This is a genomic window from uncultured Maribacter sp. (assembly GCF_947496775.1).
Classification (GTDB): Bacteria; Bacteroidota; Bacteroidia; order Flavobacteriales; family Flavobacteriaceae; genus Maribacter_B.
In genome coordinates this window covers 372,731-391,599 of record NZ_CANMDU010000001.1, presented here as the reverse complement: position 1 = coordinate 391,599, position 18,869 = coordinate 372,731, and the positions used below count along the sequence as shown (strand labels likewise).

The window sequence follows — 18,869 nt, the reverse complement described above, 5'->3', positions numbered from 1 at the left end:
TTTAAAATAGTGATGCAAATTAAAGAAATTATTTATGGAATATTTGGAGTAATTAGGGGAAGAATACTAAAGTTTTTAACTAAAAATGAGGGTTATAAACAGTTTGGCTATTTTTGTAGTATGAAGGGCTTAAAAGCAATTTTTAATTTTTATATAAACGCAAGTATCCATATAGCCCTTGCTGTAGTGTGTTTACTACAAATAACAGGAATTCTTTTTGCTATAGAAATTAGCAATTATCTTTTATGTTTTGTTTTCTTTAGTACTATTAGTTGTTATAATTTTATTAAGTATGGAGTGGAAGCTGAAAAGTATTTTTTGGTCGTTAAGGCATATCATAAAAAGATACAATTTGTGAGTCTTGTTTCTTTGACTTATGCATTGTATTGTTCTTTTTTCTTGACTAAAGAAGCTATTTTAGGTTGCTTTTTATTAATTATTCTAACGGGTATTTATGCAATTCCTGTATTGCCTAAAGCTAGAAACTTTAGAGATTTGGGGGGGCTAAAGATATTGCCAGTTGCTTTGGTTTGGTCCGGTATTACGGTTATTATTCCTTTTTTGAATATAAAACAGCCTTTATCATGGGACATATATATGGAAGCGTTGCAGCGTTTTATTTTGGTATTAATACTTTTAATCCCTTTTGAGATTAGAGATTTAAAATATGATCCTCCCGGGTTAAATACATTGCCGCAAAAGTATGGAGTAACCAAAAGTAAAATATTTGGAGCTTATGCAGTAATTGTCTTTTTTTTGATAACGTATTTAAAAGATTCCATTGCTACTTTAGACTTGGTGAGTAAAGGAATTCTTTTTTTACTGTTAGGAGTACTAATGTATACTACAAAAAGGAATCAGAGTATATATTTTGCATCCTTTTGGGTCGAAGCTATTCCCATTGTATGGTTAGGAATTGTTTATGGTTTAAATTTATTCGTCGGAATATAATTTTTGTTTCATAAGCTCTTTATCTCCTTCACTTAAACTGTGTAAATTAGCCTTACTACATAACTCTGTAAGTTGACCATTTTTTTTACTATGCCCGGCACAAGCTTTGCAAATAAAAAGATGCATTTTTAACTTTATCTTTTCAAAAAAAGAAGCTTCTTTATATTGAGCTTTATTGCAAATTAATTTTGCTTTTTCACAAGATATCATACTTTTAAAACCAATTTTGATTAAGGCAGCCCATTAAAGCGGTTCTAGCTCTATGAATCATAACCCAGAGGTTAGACGGATTAATTCCAAGTTCATTACAAATATCTTCAGTATCTATTCCTTGGATAGTTTTCATTACAAAAACTTGGGATTGTTTTTTTGGTAATTTAGAAATACAGTCTTGAATGGCGGCACCTAATTCTTCATTTTCTAAGAAGCTGTTATTTGTAGTACTAAATGGGTCAGCTACTTGTTCTTCTAACCAATCTCCATCAGAATCACTACTAGAACTATAGTTCATGCGAACCTCAGCTTTTCCTTTTTTAGAATTTATTTTTCTATAGTGATCAATTACTTTTCTTTTAAGAATAGCAACAAGCCACGTTCGTTCTGCTGCATCTCCTTTAAAGTTTTTTGCAGATTTTAAGCCAGCAAAAAAGGTTTCTTGAACTAAATCTTTTGCAATTTCAGCATCGCTTACTCTTGTTACAGCATAATTAAATAAGTAATCTGCATATTGATCTACCCAGATATTTGGATTTAGTTGATGAGATGCCATTCTATTGTTTATCAGTGTCAAATGTAAAAGTTTTTTATTGAATTTGATTATTTTTGGAAGAAATCAAATAAAATATATGAAAACGCCCTTTTTAATAACTTTTTTATTATTCTTAAATCTTAGTTGTTCACAAAGTAAAACTATAGATATCACAGAGTTTTCACAAAAAGATACTAAAAATGCATTATTAGTAGATGTTCGAACACCTGGCGAATATAATAACGGACATATAGAAAATGCAATAAATATTAATTGGTTTGATGACAATTTTGCAGAACAATTTAATAATATAAATAAAGAAAAGACTATATACTTATACTGCAAAGTAGGTGGTCGAAGTGCAAAAGCACAAGCAAAGCTATCTTCTTTAGGATATACGAATGTAATTAACTTAGATGGTGGTTATGATGCTTATTCGAAATAAAAAGCTGAAGTTGTTTTTCCCTAATAATCTCCAAAATAATGGATGCTCCCAGTTCTTTTAAAGCAACTCTTAATTTGTATTTCCTAAAAGAGTTAATAAATAAAATTAAGATTAGTATCGGTTATTAATAAAATGCAACAATTAAGTGCATTATAAAAACGTTGCTATTCCAGATAAATTAATTTTAAAAAAATGGAAGAACAAAACAAAAGAATGAAAGTAGGAGAGGGTAGAATTAGTGGAGCAATTTCCATATTCCTTGGGTTACTTTCTTTGGGTGGTATTTTATGTTTTAAATTCCCTGAGCAACTGACGACCTCAGAGTTTCGTGAGGTGTATACAGCAGAAATGGTAGAGAATTTAATGTTAGGAGCTATTATTTCTACATTCCTTTTTGCTTTGGTAAGCCTTTTATTGGCAAAAAATAAAAAATATGCGGTTGTAGGTGTGGCTTTAGGCGTTCTCGCAATTATACTTGGAGGAATGACAGTAGAAGGCAGAGCGGTAGAAAAAATGAGTTGGAGTTTAGGTTTAGATTGGTTAATACTAGACTTATTGGTGATGGTTTTAATATTTGTGCCTATAGAATTGGTTTTTCCAAAGAATAAATTGCAATCCAAGTTTCATCCTGAGTGGCGTACAGATTTGGTGTATTTTGGTATTAGCCATTTAGCTATTCAGTTGTTTGGAGTGTTAACAAAAAAACCAGCAGTAGCTTTTTTTGGTTGGATGAATTTAGAGAGTGTGCACCAATGGATAAATGATTTGCCTTTTGTAGTAGAACTTTTAATTGCTTTAGTAGTCACGGATTTTTTTCAATATTGGGCGCATCGTTTTTTTCATTCGCACTACTTTTTATGGCGTTTTCATTCTATTCATCATTCCACGGAAAACATGGATTGGCTAGCGGGTTCACGTACTCACTTTATAGATATATTTTTTACCCGTAGTGTTTCTTATATGCCATTATATATATTGGGTTTTTCTACATTAACATTTAATGTGTATGTGGTGTTTATTGCCGTCCACGCTGTATTTATTCATGCAAATACCAGAATAAATTTGGGTTTTCTAAAATATATAATAACTACACCGCAATACCATCATTGGCATCACTGTCAGGAACCAGAGTATTACGGAAACAATTTTGCAGTAGTTTTTCCTTTTATTGATAAGTTATTTGGCACATATCATTTACCAGGTAACGAATGGCCGAAAGGAACTGGTTTAGTAGATGCATCTTTCCCTAAAGGATTTGTGAGACAGTTTGTTTTTCCTTTTATTAAAAATCCGTTTAAGAACGATTTGTTGCCAGAAGAACGTAGTGATCGTTAATAGTAATGAAGAGAAAACGCCCCTAAATTGCGGTAGTGATAATATGGGGTTAATTGTTGGTGTGTTCAAATACAAGAATTAAAAAACTCCCTCTTTATTTCTATTGAAATAAAGAGGGAGTTTTTTTAATTTGTTTTTTTTATTGCCCCAGTAATATTAAATTACTAACTACATCATTTAATTCTTCATCAGTTGTTCCTGGGATTATGTCATTATGGTATAGAAGACGAATAATCTCTTTCTCTTCATCGGAGAGAACTACTCCAGGTAAAAAATTTGAACACATAAAACTGATTTCTGTATTACAGTTGTTAGAATGTCCTAAACCAAGTGCATGTCCTAGTTGATGTTTGAATGTAGAAGCAATATCATCAGCTACCCATATTCTTGAGTTACTTAGAATAGAATTATTTTCGGTTGAAATTTGATATCCATTATATGAACCATTACCAACCACTGCAAATATGTCTGCCCATAGTTCTTCAATTTCTGATGCGTTGCTAAGATATAAATGAGTATTAGCTTCTGCCAATGTGTCTACCAAGGATATAGAAAAATCACCTAAATCAAATAAAGCATTGAATTCATCTAAAATATTTTGAACTGTAGCTTTGTATTCCGTTGTAATATTACCATCTAAGAAAATTTTCATAGGAGCATCCCATTTCTGTATAGAGGTCAAATTATTGCTGCGCCCATTTAAAGCTAAATGACTAAAATAACTTGTCAGTTCTTTTTGATTAACATCTAGAGTATCAAATTCGTTAATGTCTTCTAGAGTTAAAAGAATCTCTTGTTCTGTAGTAGCTAAGCCATCAGAAACGGAAACAGTAAAAGTTAAAGTAGATGTGTCTTCATAATCTAATATAGTATTTGGCCCTACGGTAACTTCTCCTGTTTTTTCATTAACTATAAAGGCGTCCGAATTTGTAGATATAGTCAGCTTATCATTTTTATTTTTATCAGAAAAGACAATTGTTCCTATAGATGTTCCACTTGTGGTGTGTTCTTTAGTTTGTAATTTCTTTGTTGTAATTACAGGTGCTATATTGACAATATCATCTACTTTGGCTTCAAAGTCACTGCTGCAACTTGTTATAAAAATAGCGAACGCTGGTAGTATCAATTTGTTCATTTTCGTTTAATTTTATTTGGAGTGAATAACTTTTATTAGCGATAAAATTGCACTTATTTTTGTTTAACTCCATGAGAAAATTGATTTTTTAGTTTAACTCATATATAATAACGGTAAAGTGTGGGAAATGCGTTTTTACGAATTGGTTAATTCTAATTCAGTAATATTAAATTACCTACAGCATTATTTATTTCTTCAACTGTTGTTCCAGGAGTCATATCTGCATGATATAAATAACGAATTATGTCTTTCTCTGCTTCTAGAAAATCGTTATTGGCGCTAATAGTAGAGCACATAAAACTATTTTCGGTATCGCATTTATTCGAATGTCCTAAACCTAGGGCATGACCTAATTCATGCTTAAATAAGGAAGCAATGCTACTAGATATCCATATTCTAGAATTATTAGACTTATTGTTTACTGCTCTAGTCATTGCATAGCCGTTGTATGTTTTGCCGTCAATAATTTCAAACATATCGGGCCATAAATTTTCAATAGTATCGGTAGTTCCAAAATATAAGTGTGCATTGGAATCGGTTAGATTGTCTACTAGGGAAATCGAAAAGTCACCCAAATTAAATAAAGCATTATATTCATCTAGCACTCCTTGTACAGTTGCTCTATATTCCACGGTTATATCACCATCTAAGAATATTTTCATAGGAGCTCCCCATTTTTGTATGGAGGTTAAATTGTTAGAGTCTTCCCACAAAGCTAAATATTTAAAGTAATCGGCAAGTTCTTTTTGCTCCAGACTTAGGGCATTATATTCCTCAATATCAACTAAGGATAAATCAATGTTTTTTTCTGTTATAGCTGTACCATCAAAAACTGAAACAGGTAAGGTTATTTTTTGTGTTGATTCAAAATCCAGAATGGCATTGGAACCAACAGTAATTTCGCCAGTTACTTCGTCAATAAAAAAGGCATCGGATTCGGTACTTATAGTAAGCTTATCATCTTTGTTATCATCGTGAAAAGCAATGGCTCCAATAGAAGTTCCTTCGGGAGAATGTTCTTCTATTTGTAATTCAGAGGTAGTTATTTTTGGAGCAATGTTAATTAAGTCCTCTGCATCGGTTTCTTTGTCGCTGCTACAACTTGCTATACAAATAGCTAATGCAGGTAGTATTATTTTTTTCATCATTATTAATTAAATTATTTTAATATAAAATAAAAGACATGCATATTTTTTAAAACCTGAAAAATGAGAGTTTTAAATATGATATGTAGGATACAAAAACGTTAAAGCACTAAAGAAAATTGTTTAAAAGGCAACAGAAAAATTTTTTTAAAGTTCTAGTACTTTATAAAATACCTGAATACTGGGATGTTAAAAGTATATATTCTTAATATTTTTGACCTAAAGCTAAATATATAGTTCTATGAGATTTACAAAGTTGATTATAAAGTCAGTTTTAATACTGTTAATTGGGAATACTTTGCATGCGCAACAAGATACAATATGGTATGATTCTAAATGGAAGAAATTACCCAATAAAACAGAAGCTACTTTTTTTAGACCGCCAATAAAAAAAGAAGGAGACTTTTTTAGAGTAAAAGATTATTACAAGTCTGGTGTTTTACAAATGAATGGTTTATCTAAATATGTTGATAAAGACTTTTGGGAAGGTAAAGTTACTTGGTATAAAGAAAACGGAAAAGCATACCAAGAGGGTACTTATAAGAATAATAAGTTAGATGGAGAGTATATAAGCTATATACAAGATAAAAAGATAATTTCTACTTATAAGAATGGCGCATATGTAAGCGGAGAAACAAATTTAAATTGCAGTTCCTACTATATCTACTATAAAGAAATTGAAGATGGTTATAAGAGAATATATCATAATGGAGATTTAAATGGGTTGCGCTACGAAGAGTATTTAGATAAGGATAACAAAAAAAAATATACAAAGTATTATGATAAAAATGGCATACTCTTAGGGGAGTCTAAATATTTATCTAACGGAAATATAGCCGGTATAGAGGTGTATTATAACTACAATCCATTTTCTATATCTAGTATACAATATTATTCTAAAGGAGGAACTGTACTAGGTAAATCTGTATATTATAAAAATGGAAATATAAGAGAAAAATTTATTTCGGAACCAAACTACAAAACAGTTTATTATACTACTAAAGGAGAAGAATTAGGTTCTTTAACTTATAGTATGGCAAATTCTTATTTGAGCCCTAGAAATGGGACTAAATATACTTTTAAATCTAATTATCCATACACAAAAAAGGAAGATAAGAAAGAAGAAGATTGGCTTTCTTACATTACTGTTTATGAAGAAGGAAAAATTGTTGAGTCTACAGAAAAGTATAAGAACGGGAAAATAAAATCCCTTTTTACATACAAAGATGGCACTAAGTTGCTAGATGTTTTTTATGATGAAGAAGGGAAAGAAAAATCAAGACTAAGTTATAAAGATTACAAGCCTTATAATGGAATACAATATAACAGAGATTCTAAAATAACATATGTAGACGGAGATTTAATTGAAGAGATAAAATACTACCCAGAAACTAAGATTAAATTCATGGTTTCAAAAGATGATTTAAAAACGTATTACGATAAAGAAGGAAAGGTTTTGGGAACCTTAATTATAAGAAGTGGGTCTTACGGATCTCCAGAAGATGGTGTTAAGTATAGTTATTATAATGGTGTTTATGATAGAATAGAAGAATATAAAGCAGGAAGAGTAATAAAAGTCACTACGTTAAGAAAAGGGAATAATGATGCTTATTATAAAACTATTGAGGTGTATGATTCTAGCGGTTATAATAAAGAAAAAGAGATAAAATTTTATAGTAATGGAAAGCCACAAAGTAATACAGATTTTAAAAATTATAAACCAGTCTTAGGAGTTTATTTTAATGAAAAAGGAGAAGAGATTGGTAGCTATGATTTTAAAACGAAAGAGGGGAAACGTTATGAGTTTTTCCGCAATGCGAACCAAATAAAGGAAATAGAAGAAACAAAAAACGGAAAGTTAATAAGAGCTTTAACTTATGAGAGGGTTTATAATTATGATAAGAAAGGCTATGAATATGTATTGATAAAAGATATAGATAGTTCTAAAGATGCCAAATTTTTTGATAAAGAAGGAAAGTTAATTGCTAAAGCTACTTTTAAAAATGGGGAATTATATAATGGTACTACTTTTGAAGCAAAAGATAGAGTCTTGTATACTATAAAAGAAGGTAAGAAAAATGGTGTTTATGAAAAGTATGATTATAATGCTAATGTGCTAGAAAAAGGTGCTTATAAGAACGATTTAAAAGACGGACTTTTTGTAACCTACAATACTACTGGTTCTAAAAAGTCATCTGTAAATTATGTTAATGGAAAACCAGAAGGAGACGCTATTTTTTATAAAGGGGATGAAGTGCTAAGCAAAATGACCTATAAAAATGGTAAGCCATATAAAGGGAAAGTAACTAATTACAATTCTTATTCAGATACGTATCAAGAAGACACATACGTTGATGGAAGTTTAGTAAAATCTATAGATACTAAAAAGGACGGAAAAATTATAATAACATATACTAGCAAAACAAATAAAGAGATTGTTAAGTATAATTTAAATGATAAAAAGGTCTTAACTTATAATTTGCATAATGAAAGTTTAGAAGGAAAAGTTATTGGTTATGATGATGAAGGTAATGTAGAAAGAACAGCAGAATTTGAGAAAGGTAAATTAGTAGCTGGGAAAGTAAAAATAAAAGGACAATCTTATAACAATCCTTCTAGTTATGTTTTTTTAATAAGAACAGATACTACTTTTGCTATAGAGCAATATAATGAAGATGGCTTGGAATATAAAGCTTTTGAAAAAGTTGAAAAAGGAGTTCGTTTACAGCATTTATATAAGCTAGATTCTAAAACGGAATATATTTACCATACCGATTTATTATAAGAATTTAAGACACTATCCTAAAAAGGGCGCAACTCTAAATATTAATTAAAGTCAAACCCAAGTTATTTTTATTTACACACTTTTTAGGATAGTGTCTAATATATTTAGTTTTAGAAAAACAATTACTTTAAATTATGACCCGTTCTATATTCGTACATAGGGTAGGTGGTTTCTCTTATTTTATCAACCAGTTCTTCATAAGGGTTGTCGCAAATATCAATTAAACCAACATTGTAATTTTCGCCATCAAAACGTCCAGTTAGAGGCTCGTCTATATATTGAAACCAATGCGCGCCAACAATCAACGGATTCCTTAAAGCTCCTTCAATATAATCTTTGTACATAGCTCCACGTTCTGATTGATTTTTAGCTTTCTTAATTCCTACATGGAAATTCCCTCTGTCTAAAGCTCCAAAATGAAACTCTCCAATCATAATAGGTTTATCCACACCTTCTGGTAGTTTTAAATTTTCAACGCTGTATTCGTACTTGTTAAAACTCATAATATCCATGTATTTACTTGCTGCCGTAAGTACTACATCATTATTTGCCCAAGCAAACCGACAACCCAGATAATTATGGTCTGCCGCAATCACGTTAAGTTCTTCCTTAATAATTCTAAAGTAAGTCTCAGCAATCTTTCCATAAAAAGTTACCAAATCATCCCAAGCTTTTTCTTTATTTGGTGCTTTAGTACTTTTTAATAAATCGCCCCATGAACCATGGCTTGTCTCCCATATATTGTTCAACTTATTAATAGAGCCATATTTAGCACGTAAATCTTTTACAAATTCTTGCTTTGCCATTTGTGTTTCCGGACTTTTTAAAACCCCTATCGCCAACGAACCTAATGCTCCCCATGACAATTCGTTATCGACAAAATAACCGATACAAAAAGGGTCTCCTGCCCCTTCTCGCTGTACATCCATAGATGCTGTTACGGCTTCTTTAAAACGTGGGTCGAATACGTCATGAAACTTGCCCCAAAACCCATCAGAGCCCTCTATTTTTGGTGTATTTCTAATCCAAACGGAACCTACATAAGGTGTTTTTCCTTGATTGGTTGCACCTTTATCAGATACAAAACCAATGGTATTTAATCCCCAACTTTTAAAACGCCTATGTGTTAAATCCCTAAACGTATTCAACCAATCAGAGCCATAATTTTTATACATATTAGCCTGATAAAAATTATAGTACTTATAGCGCTCCGTTTTGCTGTACAATCCATGCGAGGCCCTTCCTCTTTCACCATAAAACTTAGCAAATTCACTATCATTACTTGGTAATGTTTCAAAATAGTTTTCCCTAGCTGTTATACCTGTAGATGAACTAGTAGACGCTACACAATTAACACCAGCAGTCCAAAACAAATACCCTTCAGGGTCGACCATCCACCATTTATTATTGTGTTTTTCGGTTCTAAAAAAACCAGTAGCTTTTAATTTAGGCCCGGCAGTCCATCCACCGTATTTTCCTCTGTTTTTGGGTCCTGGTTTTTTTGAAAGAATTTTTAAATTTTTTTCAGCCTTTATTTTTAAGTCCCTAACGGATTCTGTTTTCCCTTCCCATCCTTTGTGCTTATACTGGCCAAAGATATCAACAAAGGGAAAAAAACCAGTTGTATCCCTAACTTCCAAAGTGCCCACTGCTCGAACATTATCAACAGTAAATTCATTTTTAGTTGTCGCGTACCTTGAACAAAACATTATTTCGTCAATAGCATCAATATTCGTTTTAATTTTGCCGGGTGTTCCGCGCATACCGTCAATGTTAAGCTGTGGTGAAAATACCCAAGGTGTCCAAGCTAAATCTATGGTTATGGTTTTGGTTTCTCCGGGGTTTAAATCTACATAGTCAGAACAATACCAACGGGTAAGTTCATCAGGGTCATTCCCTACAAACATTTCAGCTTGCATATAAGCATCTCCCACATTGGTAACATCAGCTTTTATTTGATGATAGCCATTTAGATCCCAATGTTTTCCCTTGGGTCGTTTTAATTTTACACTAGGCTTCGAGGCGAAAAAGCCACTGCTTATCTGTAAATGATTACTGTCATTAATCCAGTAATTGGCATCTACCGTTTTAACATTACTAATGTCTGTTTGATCTTCAAAGTCAAAGAGCACTAAGTCTTTATTTTGAGGTTTTGTATCGGTCTGTTTACATGAAATAAACAATAGCGTCAATAATACTATAATTTTAATAGGAAATCTCATTTTAGTTTCATTTGCTTATAAAGTTAGGATGCTTTTATAGTAAACCATAAAAAAATAACTAGATAAAACCTAACAATCTACAGGATTCATTACTAATGCTTGTCCTAACAAAGATGATGAAAGCAATGATATAGATTGTTGTTTCGTGAAAAAAAATTACTTTAACTATTTGTTATTCAATTAATTAACATTTGTATTAGGGCTTCAAGTTATTGTTAAATAAGTTTGATACTACATTAACTAGCTGAAAAGGATTTATTTTTATCGCTCTTATTGTATTTATATTGAAGAAACTCTATAAGCCAAAAAATCAAGGTAACTTTATTAAATGCATTCTTAATAAGCGATACTTTATTTGCACAGTAATACACTATATGGTATAATTCTAAATAAAAAAAACACCTAATTAATAGAAGGGACTATTATTATAATTTTAATTATTTCTTATTAAGAAAGCACCTTATAACAAACCTGCACGCTCTAATAAAGCTTCTACTTTAGGTTCTGCCCCTCTAAAACGTTTGTATAAAACCATTGGGTTTTCTGTTCCGCCTTGGGAGAGTACGTTGTCTTTAAACTTTGTTGCAACCTCTTTATTAAAAATTCCTTTTTCTTTAAAATATGCAAAAGCATCAGCATCTAAAACCTCTGCCCATTTGTAACTGTAATACCCAGAAGAATACCCTCCTTGAAAAATATGAGCAAAAGCAGTACTCATACACGTTTCTTTTGTTTCTGGGTATAAATTTGTTCCTGTAAACGCTTTTGTTTCATGTGCTTTTACATTTGTAATATTTGTTGGGTCTGCACCATGCCAAGACATATCTAACAATCCAAAACTTAGTTGGCGTAGCGTTGCCATACCTTCTTGGAAGGTGGCAGATTCTTTTATTTTTTGAACCAATTCCATAGGTATTAATTCTCCCGTTTCATAATGTGTAGCAAAAAGCTCAAGAGCTTCTTTTTCATAACACCAGTTTTCTAAAACCTGACTTGGTAGTTCTACAAAATCCCAATACACCGAAGTCCCAGATAAGCTAGGATAGGTTGTATTTGCGAGCATACCGTGTAATCCGTGACCAAACTCATGAAAAAGGGTAGTAACCTCGTTAAAAGTTAAGAGAGATGGTTTGCTTTTGGTGGGTTTGGTAAAGTTACATACATTAGATATATGCGGGCGCACATTTTCTTCTCCTCTTTTGTATTGCGACTTAAATGAAGTCATCCAAGCACCACCACGTTTTCCTGCTCTTGGGTGAAAATCTGCATAGAAAAGAGAAATAAAATTCTTTTCTGCATCGTATACTTTATATGTTTTTACTTCTTCATGGTATTTATCAATATCAAAAACCTCTTCAAATTGTAGACCAAAAAGTTTTTCAGATACTTTAAAAACACCATCAATTACGTTTTCTAATTTAAAGTATGGTTTTAAAATTTCATCATCTAGATTAAAAAGTTTTTGCTTTAATTTTTCAGAATAATAAGAGCCATCCCATTTTTGTAACTGCTCTATACCATCTAATTCTTTTGCAAAATCTTCTAATTGTTTAAATTCACGTTCTGCAGCAGGTTTCGCTTTTTCTAGTATCTCGTTTAAAAATGCTTGAACTTTTTCTGGCGTTTCTGCCATACGCTCTTCTAAAACAAAATTTGCATGGGTTTTATAGCCTAAAAGATTAGCACGCTCATGCCTTAGGTTTGCTATTTGCAGTACATTTTCTTGGTTATCTAAATTATCTCCTTTAAAACCTTTGCTGCCAAAAGCCAGAGTAAGTTCTTTACGTAGTTCGCGGTTACTAGCATACTTCATAAAAGGAATATAGCTTGGGTAATCTAAGGTAATTAGCCAGCCATCTAAATCTTTAGATTTTGCTAATTGTGCAGCAGCCTCTTTTGCTCCTTCTGGGAGTCCATCCAAATCAGCTTCGTTAGTAAGATGTTTTTGGTACTTATTGGTTTCGGCTAAAATATTCTCGCCAAACTGTAATTTTAGTTTTGCAAGTGCAGCATCAATTTCTCTTAGTCTTGTTTTTTTATCTTCAGGCAGGTTAGCACCATTACGACTAAAACTTTTATATCTTTTGTCTAATAAAGTCTGTTGCTCTGTATTTAGTGTTAAGGAATCTTTTTGGTTATAAACCGCTTTAACTCTAAGAAATAAATCTTTGTTAAGTGTAATATCGTTCCCAAACTCAGAAAGTAAAGGAGATATTTCTTGCGCTATTTTCTGAATTTCTTCATTAGTTTCTGCGGAGTTTAGATTAAAAAACACAGATGAAATTCGGTCCAATTGCTGTCCAGAAAATTCTAAAGCTTCAATAGTATTTTCAAAACTCGGAGATTCTGTATTTTTCGTAATAGCATCAATCTCTGCTCTAGCATCTTTCATTGCCTGTAAAAAAGCAGGTTTAAAATGTTCGTTTTCTATAGTAGAGAAAGGAGCAGTATCAAAAGGAGATAAAAGTGGATTCATTTTTTTATAGTTAATCGTTGCTATTTAATTTTTGGTGTATGCGCTAATACACATAACAGTATCATCAATATTTATTGGTGGTGTAGCAAGCATATACAATACAAATCCATCAGTAGTTGCTTTATACTCCTCTAGAATAACACCAAATTCATTAGTAGTGTAGCCAATAATGGCATCTTTTTTTACTTTATTCCCAGCTTTATATTGGCTGTAGAAAATTCCTTTTACATTAGATTTTATGTAAATTTGATTATTACAATGGATAATATTTTTATGGCTTCCAGTACTGTTAGCATACATATTCATTGTTCCAAGCATGTTATATACTGCTTTTTCTATTAAAGCTACGTTTTCACTTTGTACATTTCCAAGTTTACCACATTCTATACTTAATGCAGTTTTTCCATCCTGTACCGCTTGTTTAAAGGTATATTTTGCAGGTTCTTTATTAGAAATATTATAAGGATAGGAAACAACATATTCAAATCCGCTATTTTCAGAAAGTTTTTTAGCTAAGGCAGTTTGGGTCGCTTTTTTGGGATTGTTATAATAGCAAACAAAAGGAATTAAATCTTCACAAGCATCCCCACCATGTATATCTAAAAAAACATCACTTTTAGAAATAATATTTGTAGTTATAAAATGTGCTATTTGTTCTGTAATAGTTCCGTTTTTTTTTCCAGGGAAAGCATTATTTAAGTTTTTCTTATCCTGAGGATTAATAAAGGGAGTTCTAGTAAAAAAGGAAGCAGTATTTGCAATTGGGATTATAATTAATGTTCCATTAAGACTATCCTTTTTTATTTCTTTGATTAAATTTTGTGTAGCTATGATTGGAGGGTATTCATACCCGTGAACACCTGCTACAATTGTGAAAACAGGCCCTTTAGTCTTCCCTTTTATAATAGTAATAGGTAGGTAACCAGAATTCCCTGCGGTATCAGAAAAATTTATCCGAACGTTTTCTTTTGAAGAATTTACGTTAGAATCAAATGCTTTTTGAAAAGCACTTTGAGCCAAAGTAAGTTGGGATAAAAAAAATATAACAATGAATAATGGTAATATTCTCATTTTATTCTGATTTTTATTAAAAGCCTAATAAAACTAACAACCAACAATTTTATTTATTAATAGACTTGGCTCCATCAATAACTTTTTGTTTTAAACCTTCTTTGTAAAGAATAACTTTATCTAGAACACATTTGTCACTAGCGCCAATAATTTGAGCTGCCAAAATACCTGCATTTTTTGCGCCATTTAAGGCAACCGTAGCTACAGGAACACCGCCAGGCATTTGTAGAATAGATAAAACAGAATCCCAACCATCTATAGAGTTGCTACTTTTAACAGGAACACCAATTACTGGTAGCGGTGACATAGAAGCAACCATTCCAGGTAAATGCGCTGCACCGCCAGCACCTGCAATAATTACAGTATATCCGTTGGTGTGGGCGTTTTTACTAAAATCGAATAATTTTTCCGGAGTGCGGTGTGCAGAAACTATATCTACATCGACCTCTATATCAAAACCTTTTAAAATGTCTATGGCTTCTTGCATTACAGGAAGATCACTTGTACTCCCCATTACTACTGCTACTTTGCTCATAATTTTATTTGCTTATAACTTTAATTGTTTCTTTTACTTTTTGAGCGATAGCTCTTGCTTTTTTCAAATCTTTGTTTACTATTGTAACGTGTCCCATTTTTCTAAAAGGACGCGTTTGCTTTTTACCATAAATATGCGGAGTAACACCTTCTAATTTAAGAATGTTTTCCATGTTTTTATAAACAACATCCCCTGTATGTCCTTCTGCACCAACCAAATTAACCATTATACCAGGTACTTTATTTTCTGTATTGCCTAAAGGAAGGTTCAAGATAGCACGAATATGTTGTTCAAATTGATTGGTGTAACTTGCTTCTATAGTTTGGTGTCCACTGTTGTGTGGTCTTGGAGCAACCTCATTTACTAAAATTTGGTCATCTTCTGTCTGAAACATTTCTACAGCTAATAAACCAACTTGCTGTATTTTATTAGAAACTTTTAGCGCTATTTCCTGTGCTTTTTTTGCCACATCTTCATTAATTCTTGCCGGGCAAATAACATATTCCACTTGGTTAGCTTCTGGATGAAATTCCATTTCTACCACAGGATAGGTAACTACCTCACCAGATGCACTACGGGCAACTATTACAGATAATTCATTTTTAAAAGGAACCATTTCTTCTGCAATACACTCTACATTGGGCAAGTTATTTAAGTCCTCTATTTGTCGAACGACTTTTACCCCTTGTCCGTCATACCCAAATTGTGCAGCTTTCCATACAAAAGGTAGTTTTAAACCTCCGTTTTCTATACTGTCTTTAATTTCACTCGTATAAGCAAAGCGAGAAAAAGCTGCAGTAGGAATAGTATTGTCGGTATAGAATAATTTTTGCGTTGCCTTATTCTGAATAATTTTTAGTGCCTTGGTTGGGGGGTAAACTTTTACTCCTTCATCTTCTAATTTTTCTAGGGCCTTAATATTTACATTTTCTATTTCAATCGTAAGTACATCCACATTTTTCCCGAAGTTGTATACTGCATCATAATCTAACAAATCTCCCAAAACAAATTCGTTGCAAGCAATTTTGCAAGGAGCATCCTTACTAGATTCTAGAACTTTTGTATAAATATCTAACTTGCGGGTTTCGTACAGCATCATTTTGCCTAGTTGACCACCACCAAGAATTCCTAGCTTAAAATTTGAAGAAAAATAATTCATGTTAAAACTATACTTTAATAAAAAATAATGACAAAAATACAGCTAAATCTTAGAATCCAATTCTATATAATCTAAAAACAGTCTTCAAAATGTTATCTTTGCCACCTTATTAAAATTATGGCACTTATAAAATTACATGATAAAACATTTAAGCCTTTTCTTAGCGAAGAAGAAATTCTTGCTGCTGTGAAGTCTGTTGCAGATAAAATTGCAGCAGATTATAAGGATGAAACTCCAATATTTGTTGGTGTTTTAAATGGTTCTTTTATGTTTGTTGCTGATATTTTAAAAGCATATAATTATCCATGCCAAGTTTCTTTTGTGAAACTTAGTTCGTATCAAGGGCTTACGTCAACAGGTATTGTAGAGACTTTGTTAGACTTACCAGAGAATATAGAGGGAAGAAGTGTTATTATTTTAGAAGATATTATAGACACGGGAAGGACTTTAAAAGAACTTATTCATTTGTTTAGCAAAACAAATGTTAAAGAGTTTAAAATTGCCACTTTGTTTTATAAATCAGAAGTTTATAAAGGGGAATATACTATAGATTATTTTGGATTAGATATTCCGAATAAATTTATAGTGGGCTACGGATTAGATTATAATGAACTAGGCAGAAACTTAAAAGAAGTATATCAATTAAACCAAACAACTATGATTAATCTTGTCCTATTTGGAAAACCAGGCGCTGGGAAGGGCACTCAGGCTGAATTCTTAAAAGAAAAGTACAATTTAAAGCACATATCTACAGGAGATGTATTTAGATATAATATTAAAAATGGGACAGAATTAGGAACTTTAGCAAAATCCTATATAGATAAAGGAGAGTTAGTTCCGGATGAGGTTACTATTAAAATGCTACAAGATGAGGTAGAGAAAAATGCCGATGTTGCAGGTTTTATTTTTGATGGTTTCCCGAGAACTACCGCTCAAGCAAAAGCACTAGATACCTTTTTAGAATCTAAAAGTATGGCAATAAATGCAACGGTAGCCTTAGAAGCTAATGATGAAATTCTTATTCAAAGACTTTTAGAAAGAGGAAAAGTAAGCGGGCGTTCGGATGATCAAGATGAAAGTAAAATTCGTAATCGTTTTGATGAATACAATTTAAAAACGGCCCCGTTAAAAGAGTATTACGAGGAGCAAAATAAATTCCATAGTGTAAATGGTATTGGAAGTATAGCTGAAATTACGGAGCGTTTGGCGAGAGTAATAGATACTCTATAGTATTAGAATAGCAATAAGAATTTGTAGGTATGACGGAGGGGAATTTTGTAGATTACGTTAGGGTATTTTTAACCTCCGGAAATGGAGGTAAAGGTTCTGTGCATTTACATAGAGAAAAATTCATTACCAAAGGTGGTCCTGATGGAGGAGATGGTGGCCGAGGAGGCCATGTAATTCTTAGAGGGAATAAAAACCTTTGGACGTTAGTAACCTATAAATTTAAAAAACATTTTAAAGCGACCCATGGTGGTCATGGAGCTAAAAGTAGAAGTACTGGTGAAGATGGTACAGATGTGTATTTAGAGGTGCCATTAGGAACTATTGTTAAAGACCCAGAAACAGAAGAAATAGTTCATGAAATTACCGAAGACGGACAAGAAATAATCATCTTAAAAGGTGGTATGGGAGGTCGAGGTAATTGGCACTTTAGATCCTCAACAAACCAAACTCCGCGATATGCACAACCAGGAGTAGAAGGAGAGGAAAAAGATTTTATTTTTGAACTAAAAGTATTAGCAGATGTAGGTTTGGTAGGTTTTCCGAATGCGGGTAAATCTACTTTGCTTTCTGTCGTTACATCTGCGAAACCTAAAATTGCGGACTATGAATTTACTACTCTTAAACCAAATTTAGGGATTGTGCAATACCGCGATTTTCAAAGTTTTGTAATGGCAGATATTCCTGGTATTATAGAAGGTGCTGCGGAAGGAAGGGGTCTAGGACATTATTTTTTAAGGCATATTGAACGTAATTCTACGTTATTGTTCTTAATTCCGGCGGATAGCAAAGATATTGGTAAGGAATATGAAATTTTATTGGATGAATTACGCAGGTATAATCCAGAATTGTTAGATAAGGAAAAACTAATTGCTATATCTAAAAGCGATATGCTCGATGAGGAATTAATAGCAGAAATGCGAGTAGAATTAGACAAAGATTTAAAAGGAGCTCCTTATATGTTTATTTCTTCTGTTGCGCAATTAGGGATTACCGAACTAAAAGATAAGCTTTGGAATATGCTTAACGTTTAATCGAATAAATCAATTAGTCTTTAATTTAACGTACTTTTTTAGTTACATTTATATAAAATGCTTACTATGAAGAGGTTAGTTTCTTTACTGTTTGTTATTGTTTTATATTCTTGTAGCTCCGTTCGGGTACATTATGACTATGAGAAAGCCGTAGATTTTACGAGTTACACTACCTATAATTACTTTTCTGATTTAAATACAGGACTAGGGGAATTGGATACTAAAAGATTATTAAAGTCCTTAGATATAGTTTTGCAAAGTAAAGGAATGTTATTTTCTGAAGAGCCAGATTTTTATATAAACATAGAGAGCGATTTGTACCATGCGGTCCATAATAATACTGCTGGTTTGGGGGTAGGGGGCACAGGAAACTCTGTTGGCGGAGGTATTTCGGTCGGTATACCTATAGGTAAAACAAAGAATAGGAGAGAAATTATTTTTAACTTTGTTGATTATAAAAAGGATGTTCTTTTTTGGGAAGCTGTTAGTATTGATACGTATAGGGAAAACCAAACTCCAGCACAAAGAGAAATGCACATACAAACTATTGTGAATAAAGTGCTTAATAAGTATCCACCAAAAGGGAAGAGAAAATAAGATT

At 32.1% G+C, this 18,869-nt stretch carries 16 protein-coding genes; 7 read left to right on the top strand and 9 right to left on the bottom strand.

Going from position 1 to position 18,869, the window contains the following annotated elements; genetic code table 11:
* Positions 1–12 precede the first annotated feature (12 nt).
* Complete coding sequence (locus Q0856_RS01865; protein WP_298503028.1) at positions 13–951, top strand: hypothetical protein; 939 nt, start codon at positions 13–15, stop codon at positions 949–951.
* On the opposite strand, the gene Q0856_RS01860 is transcribed toward Q0856_RS01865, so the two are convergent.
* Both Q0856_RS01860 and Q0856_RS01855 read right to left on the bottom strand, forming a co-directional pair.
* Positions 934–1,161, bottom strand: coding sequence for a hypothetical protein (locus Q0856_RS01860; protein WP_298473453.1), 228 nt, complete (start codon positions 1,159–1,161; stop codon positions 934–936). The two genes, Q0856_RS01865 and Q0856_RS01860, sit on opposite strands and share 18 nt — an antisense overlap.
* 4 nt (positions 1,162–1,165) lie before the next feature.
* Positions 1,166–1,720: a sigma-70 family RNA polymerase sigma factor gene (locus Q0856_RS01855; protein WP_298503026.1), complete on the bottom strand. Its 555-nt coding sequence runs from the start codon at positions 1,718–1,720 to the stop codon at positions 1,166–1,168.
* Between the two features lie 76 nt (positions 1,721–1,796).
* On the opposite strand from Q0856_RS01855, the gene Q0856_RS01850 reads away from it, so the two are divergent.
* Positions 1,797–2,144 carry a rhodanese-like domain-containing protein gene (locus Q0856_RS01850; protein ID WP_298502073.1) on the top strand — a complete coding sequence of 116 codons (348 nt, stop codon included), beginning with the start codon at positions 1,797–1,799 and terminating at the stop codon, positions 2,142–2,144.
* Between the two features lie 192 nt (positions 2,145–2,336).
* A complete protein-coding gene (locus tag Q0856_RS01845; RefSeq protein WP_298502070.1) occupies positions 2,337–3,479 on the top strand; it encodes a sterol desaturase family protein in 1,143 nt (380 codons plus the stop codon).
* A 139-nt stretch (positions 3,480–3,618) separates the two neighbouring features.
* Here Q0856_RS01845 and Q0856_RS01840 read toward each other — a convergent pair whose 3' ends face one another.
* Together Q0856_RS01840 and Q0856_RS01835 are read right to left on the bottom strand one after the other, a co-directional pair.
* On the bottom strand, positions 3,619–4,614 hold the full coding sequence (locus Q0856_RS01840; RefSeq protein ID WP_298502068.1) for a DUF2927 domain-containing protein: 996 nt from the start codon (positions 4,612–4,614) through the stop codon (positions 3,619–3,621).
* Between the two features lie 152 nt (positions 4,615–4,766).
* Positions 4,767–5,762: a DUF2927 domain-containing protein gene (locus Q0856_RS01835; RefSeq protein ID WP_298473420.1), complete on the bottom strand. Its 996-nt coding sequence runs from the start codon at positions 5,760–5,762 to the stop codon at positions 4,767–4,769.
* Positions 5,763–6,000: 238 nt separating this feature from the next.
* Between Q0856_RS01835 and Q0856_RS01830 the strand changes: the two genes are divergently transcribed.
* A complete protein-coding gene (locus Q0856_RS01830; RefSeq protein ID WP_298502065.1) occupies positions 6,001–8,544 on the top strand; it encodes a hypothetical protein in 2,544 nt (847 codons plus the stop codon).
* A gap of 122 nt (positions 8,545–8,666) precedes the next feature.
* Here the strand turns inward: Q0856_RS01830 and Q0856_RS01825 are convergent, their stop codons facing one another.
* The 5 genes from Q0856_RS01825 to Q0856_RS01805 form a co-directional block, all read right to left on the bottom strand.
* On the bottom strand, positions 8,667–10,766 hold the full coding sequence (locus Q0856_RS01825) for a beta-agarase (RefSeq protein ID WP_298502062.1): 2,100 nt from the start codon (positions 10,764–10,766) through the stop codon (positions 8,667–8,669).
* 460 nt (positions 10,767–11,226) lie between these two features.
* Positions 11,227–13,242: a M3 family metallopeptidase gene (locus Q0856_RS01820; protein ID WP_298502059.1), complete on the bottom strand. Its 2,016-nt coding sequence runs from the start codon at positions 13,240–13,242 to the stop codon at positions 11,227–11,229.
* A 24-nt stretch (positions 13,243–13,266) separates the two neighbouring features.
* On the bottom strand, positions 13,267–14,313 hold the full coding sequence (locus Q0856_RS01815; protein WP_298502057.1) for a M14 family metallopeptidase: 1,047 nt from the start codon (positions 14,311–14,313) through the stop codon (positions 13,267–13,269).
* A gap of 49 nt (positions 14,314–14,362) precedes the next feature.
* Positions 14,363–14,848 (bottom strand): 5-(carboxyamino)imidazole ribonucleotide mutase, encoded by a 486-nt coding sequence (purE, locus tag Q0856_RS01810; protein ID WP_298502054.1) that lies wholly within the window; start codon positions 14,846–14,848, stop codon positions 14,363–14,365.
* 4 nt (positions 14,849–14,852) lie between these two features.
* The gene (locus Q0856_RS01805) at positions 14,853–16,007 is read right to left on the bottom strand and encodes a 5-(carboxyamino)imidazole ribonucleotide synthase (RefSeq protein WP_298502051.1); all 1,155 of its coding nucleotides are present in this window, start codon (positions 16,005–16,007) and stop codon (positions 14,853–14,855) included.
* 117 nt (positions 16,008–16,124) lie between these two features.
* Here Q0856_RS01805 and Q0856_RS01800 point away from each other — a divergent pair, with 117 nt between their 5' ends.
* The 3 genes from Q0856_RS01800 (at position 16,125) to Q0856_RS01790 (ending at position 18,865) form a co-directional block, all read left to right on the top strand.
* Positions 16,125–17,237, top strand: a complete 1,113-nt coding sequence (locus Q0856_RS01800; RefSeq protein WP_298473398.1) for an adenylate kinase — start codon at positions 16,125–16,127, stop codon at positions 17,235–17,237.
* Positions 17,238–17,266: 29 nt separating this feature from the next.
* Positions 17,267–18,268 (top strand): GTPase ObgE, encoded by a 1,002-nt coding sequence (gene obgE, locus Q0856_RS01795; protein WP_298473395.1) that lies wholly within the window; start codon positions 17,267–17,269, stop codon positions 18,266–18,268.
* A gap of 66 nt (positions 18,269–18,334) precedes the next feature.
* Positions 18,335–18,865 (top strand): DUF4136 domain-containing protein, encoded by a 531-nt coding sequence (locus Q0856_RS01790; RefSeq protein WP_298502048.1) that lies wholly within the window; start codon positions 18,335–18,337, stop codon positions 18,863–18,865.
* Positions 18,866–18,869: the final 4 nt, after the last annotated feature.

Coding starts and splice junctions, on each gene's coding strand:
- Q0856_RS01815 (WP_298502057.1), bottom strand. CDS start 14,313: ATGAGAATATTACCATTATTCATTGTTATATTTTTTTTATCCCAACTT.
- Q0856_RS01840 (WP_298502068.1), bottom strand. CDS start 4,614: ATGAACAAATTGATACTACCAGCGTTCGCTATTTTTATAACAAGTTGC.
- Q0856_RS01860 (WP_298473453.1), bottom strand. CDS start 1,161: ATGATATCTTGTGAAAAAGCAAAATTAATTTGCAATAAAGCTCAATAT.
- Q0856_RS01805 (WP_298502051.1), bottom strand. CDS start 16,007: ATGAATTATTTTTCTTCAAATTTTAAGCTAGGAATTCTTGGTGGTGGT.
- Q0856_RS01850 (WP_298502073.1), top strand. CDS start 1,797: ATGAAAACGCCCTTTTTAATAACTTTTTTATTATTCTTAAATCTTAGT.
- Q0856_RS01790 (WP_298502048.1), top strand. CDS start 18,335: ATGAAGAGGTTAGTTTCTTTACTGTTTGTTATTGTTTTATATTCTTGT.
- Q0856_RS01865 (WP_298503028.1), top strand. CDS start 13: ATGCAAATTAAAGAAATTATTTATGGAATATTTGGAGTAATTAGGGGA.
- Q0856_RS01825 (WP_298502062.1), bottom strand. CDS start 10,766: ATGAGATTTCCTATTAAAATTATAGTATTATTGACGCTATTGTTTATT.
- Q0856_RS01855 (WP_298503026.1), bottom strand. CDS start 1,720: ATGGCATCTCATCAACTAAATCCAAATATCTGGGTAGATCAATATGCA.
- Q0856_RS01845 (WP_298502070.1), top strand. CDS start 2,337: ATGGAAGAACAAAACAAAAGAATGAAAGTAGGAGAGGGTAGAATTAGT.
- obgE (WP_298473395.1), top strand. CDS start 17,267: ATGACGGAGGGGAATTTTGTAGATTACGTTAGGGTATTTTTAACCTCC.
- Q0856_RS01820 (WP_298502059.1), bottom strand. CDS start 13,242: ATGAATCCACTTTTATCTCCTTTTGATACTGCTCCTTTCTCTACTATA.
- Q0856_RS01800 (WP_298473398.1), top strand. CDS start 16,125: ATGGCACTTATAAAATTACATGATAAAACATTTAAGCCTTTTCTTAGC.
- Q0856_RS01830 (WP_298502065.1), top strand. CDS start 6,001: ATGAGATTTACAAAGTTGATTATAAAGTCAGTTTTAATACTGTTAATT.
- purE (WP_298502054.1), bottom strand. CDS start 14,848: ATGAGCAAAGTAGCAGTAGTAATGGGGAGTACAAGTGATCTTCCTGTA.
- Q0856_RS01835 (WP_298473420.1), bottom strand. CDS start 5,762: ATGATGAAAAAAATAATACTACCTGCATTAGCTATTTGTATAGCAAGT.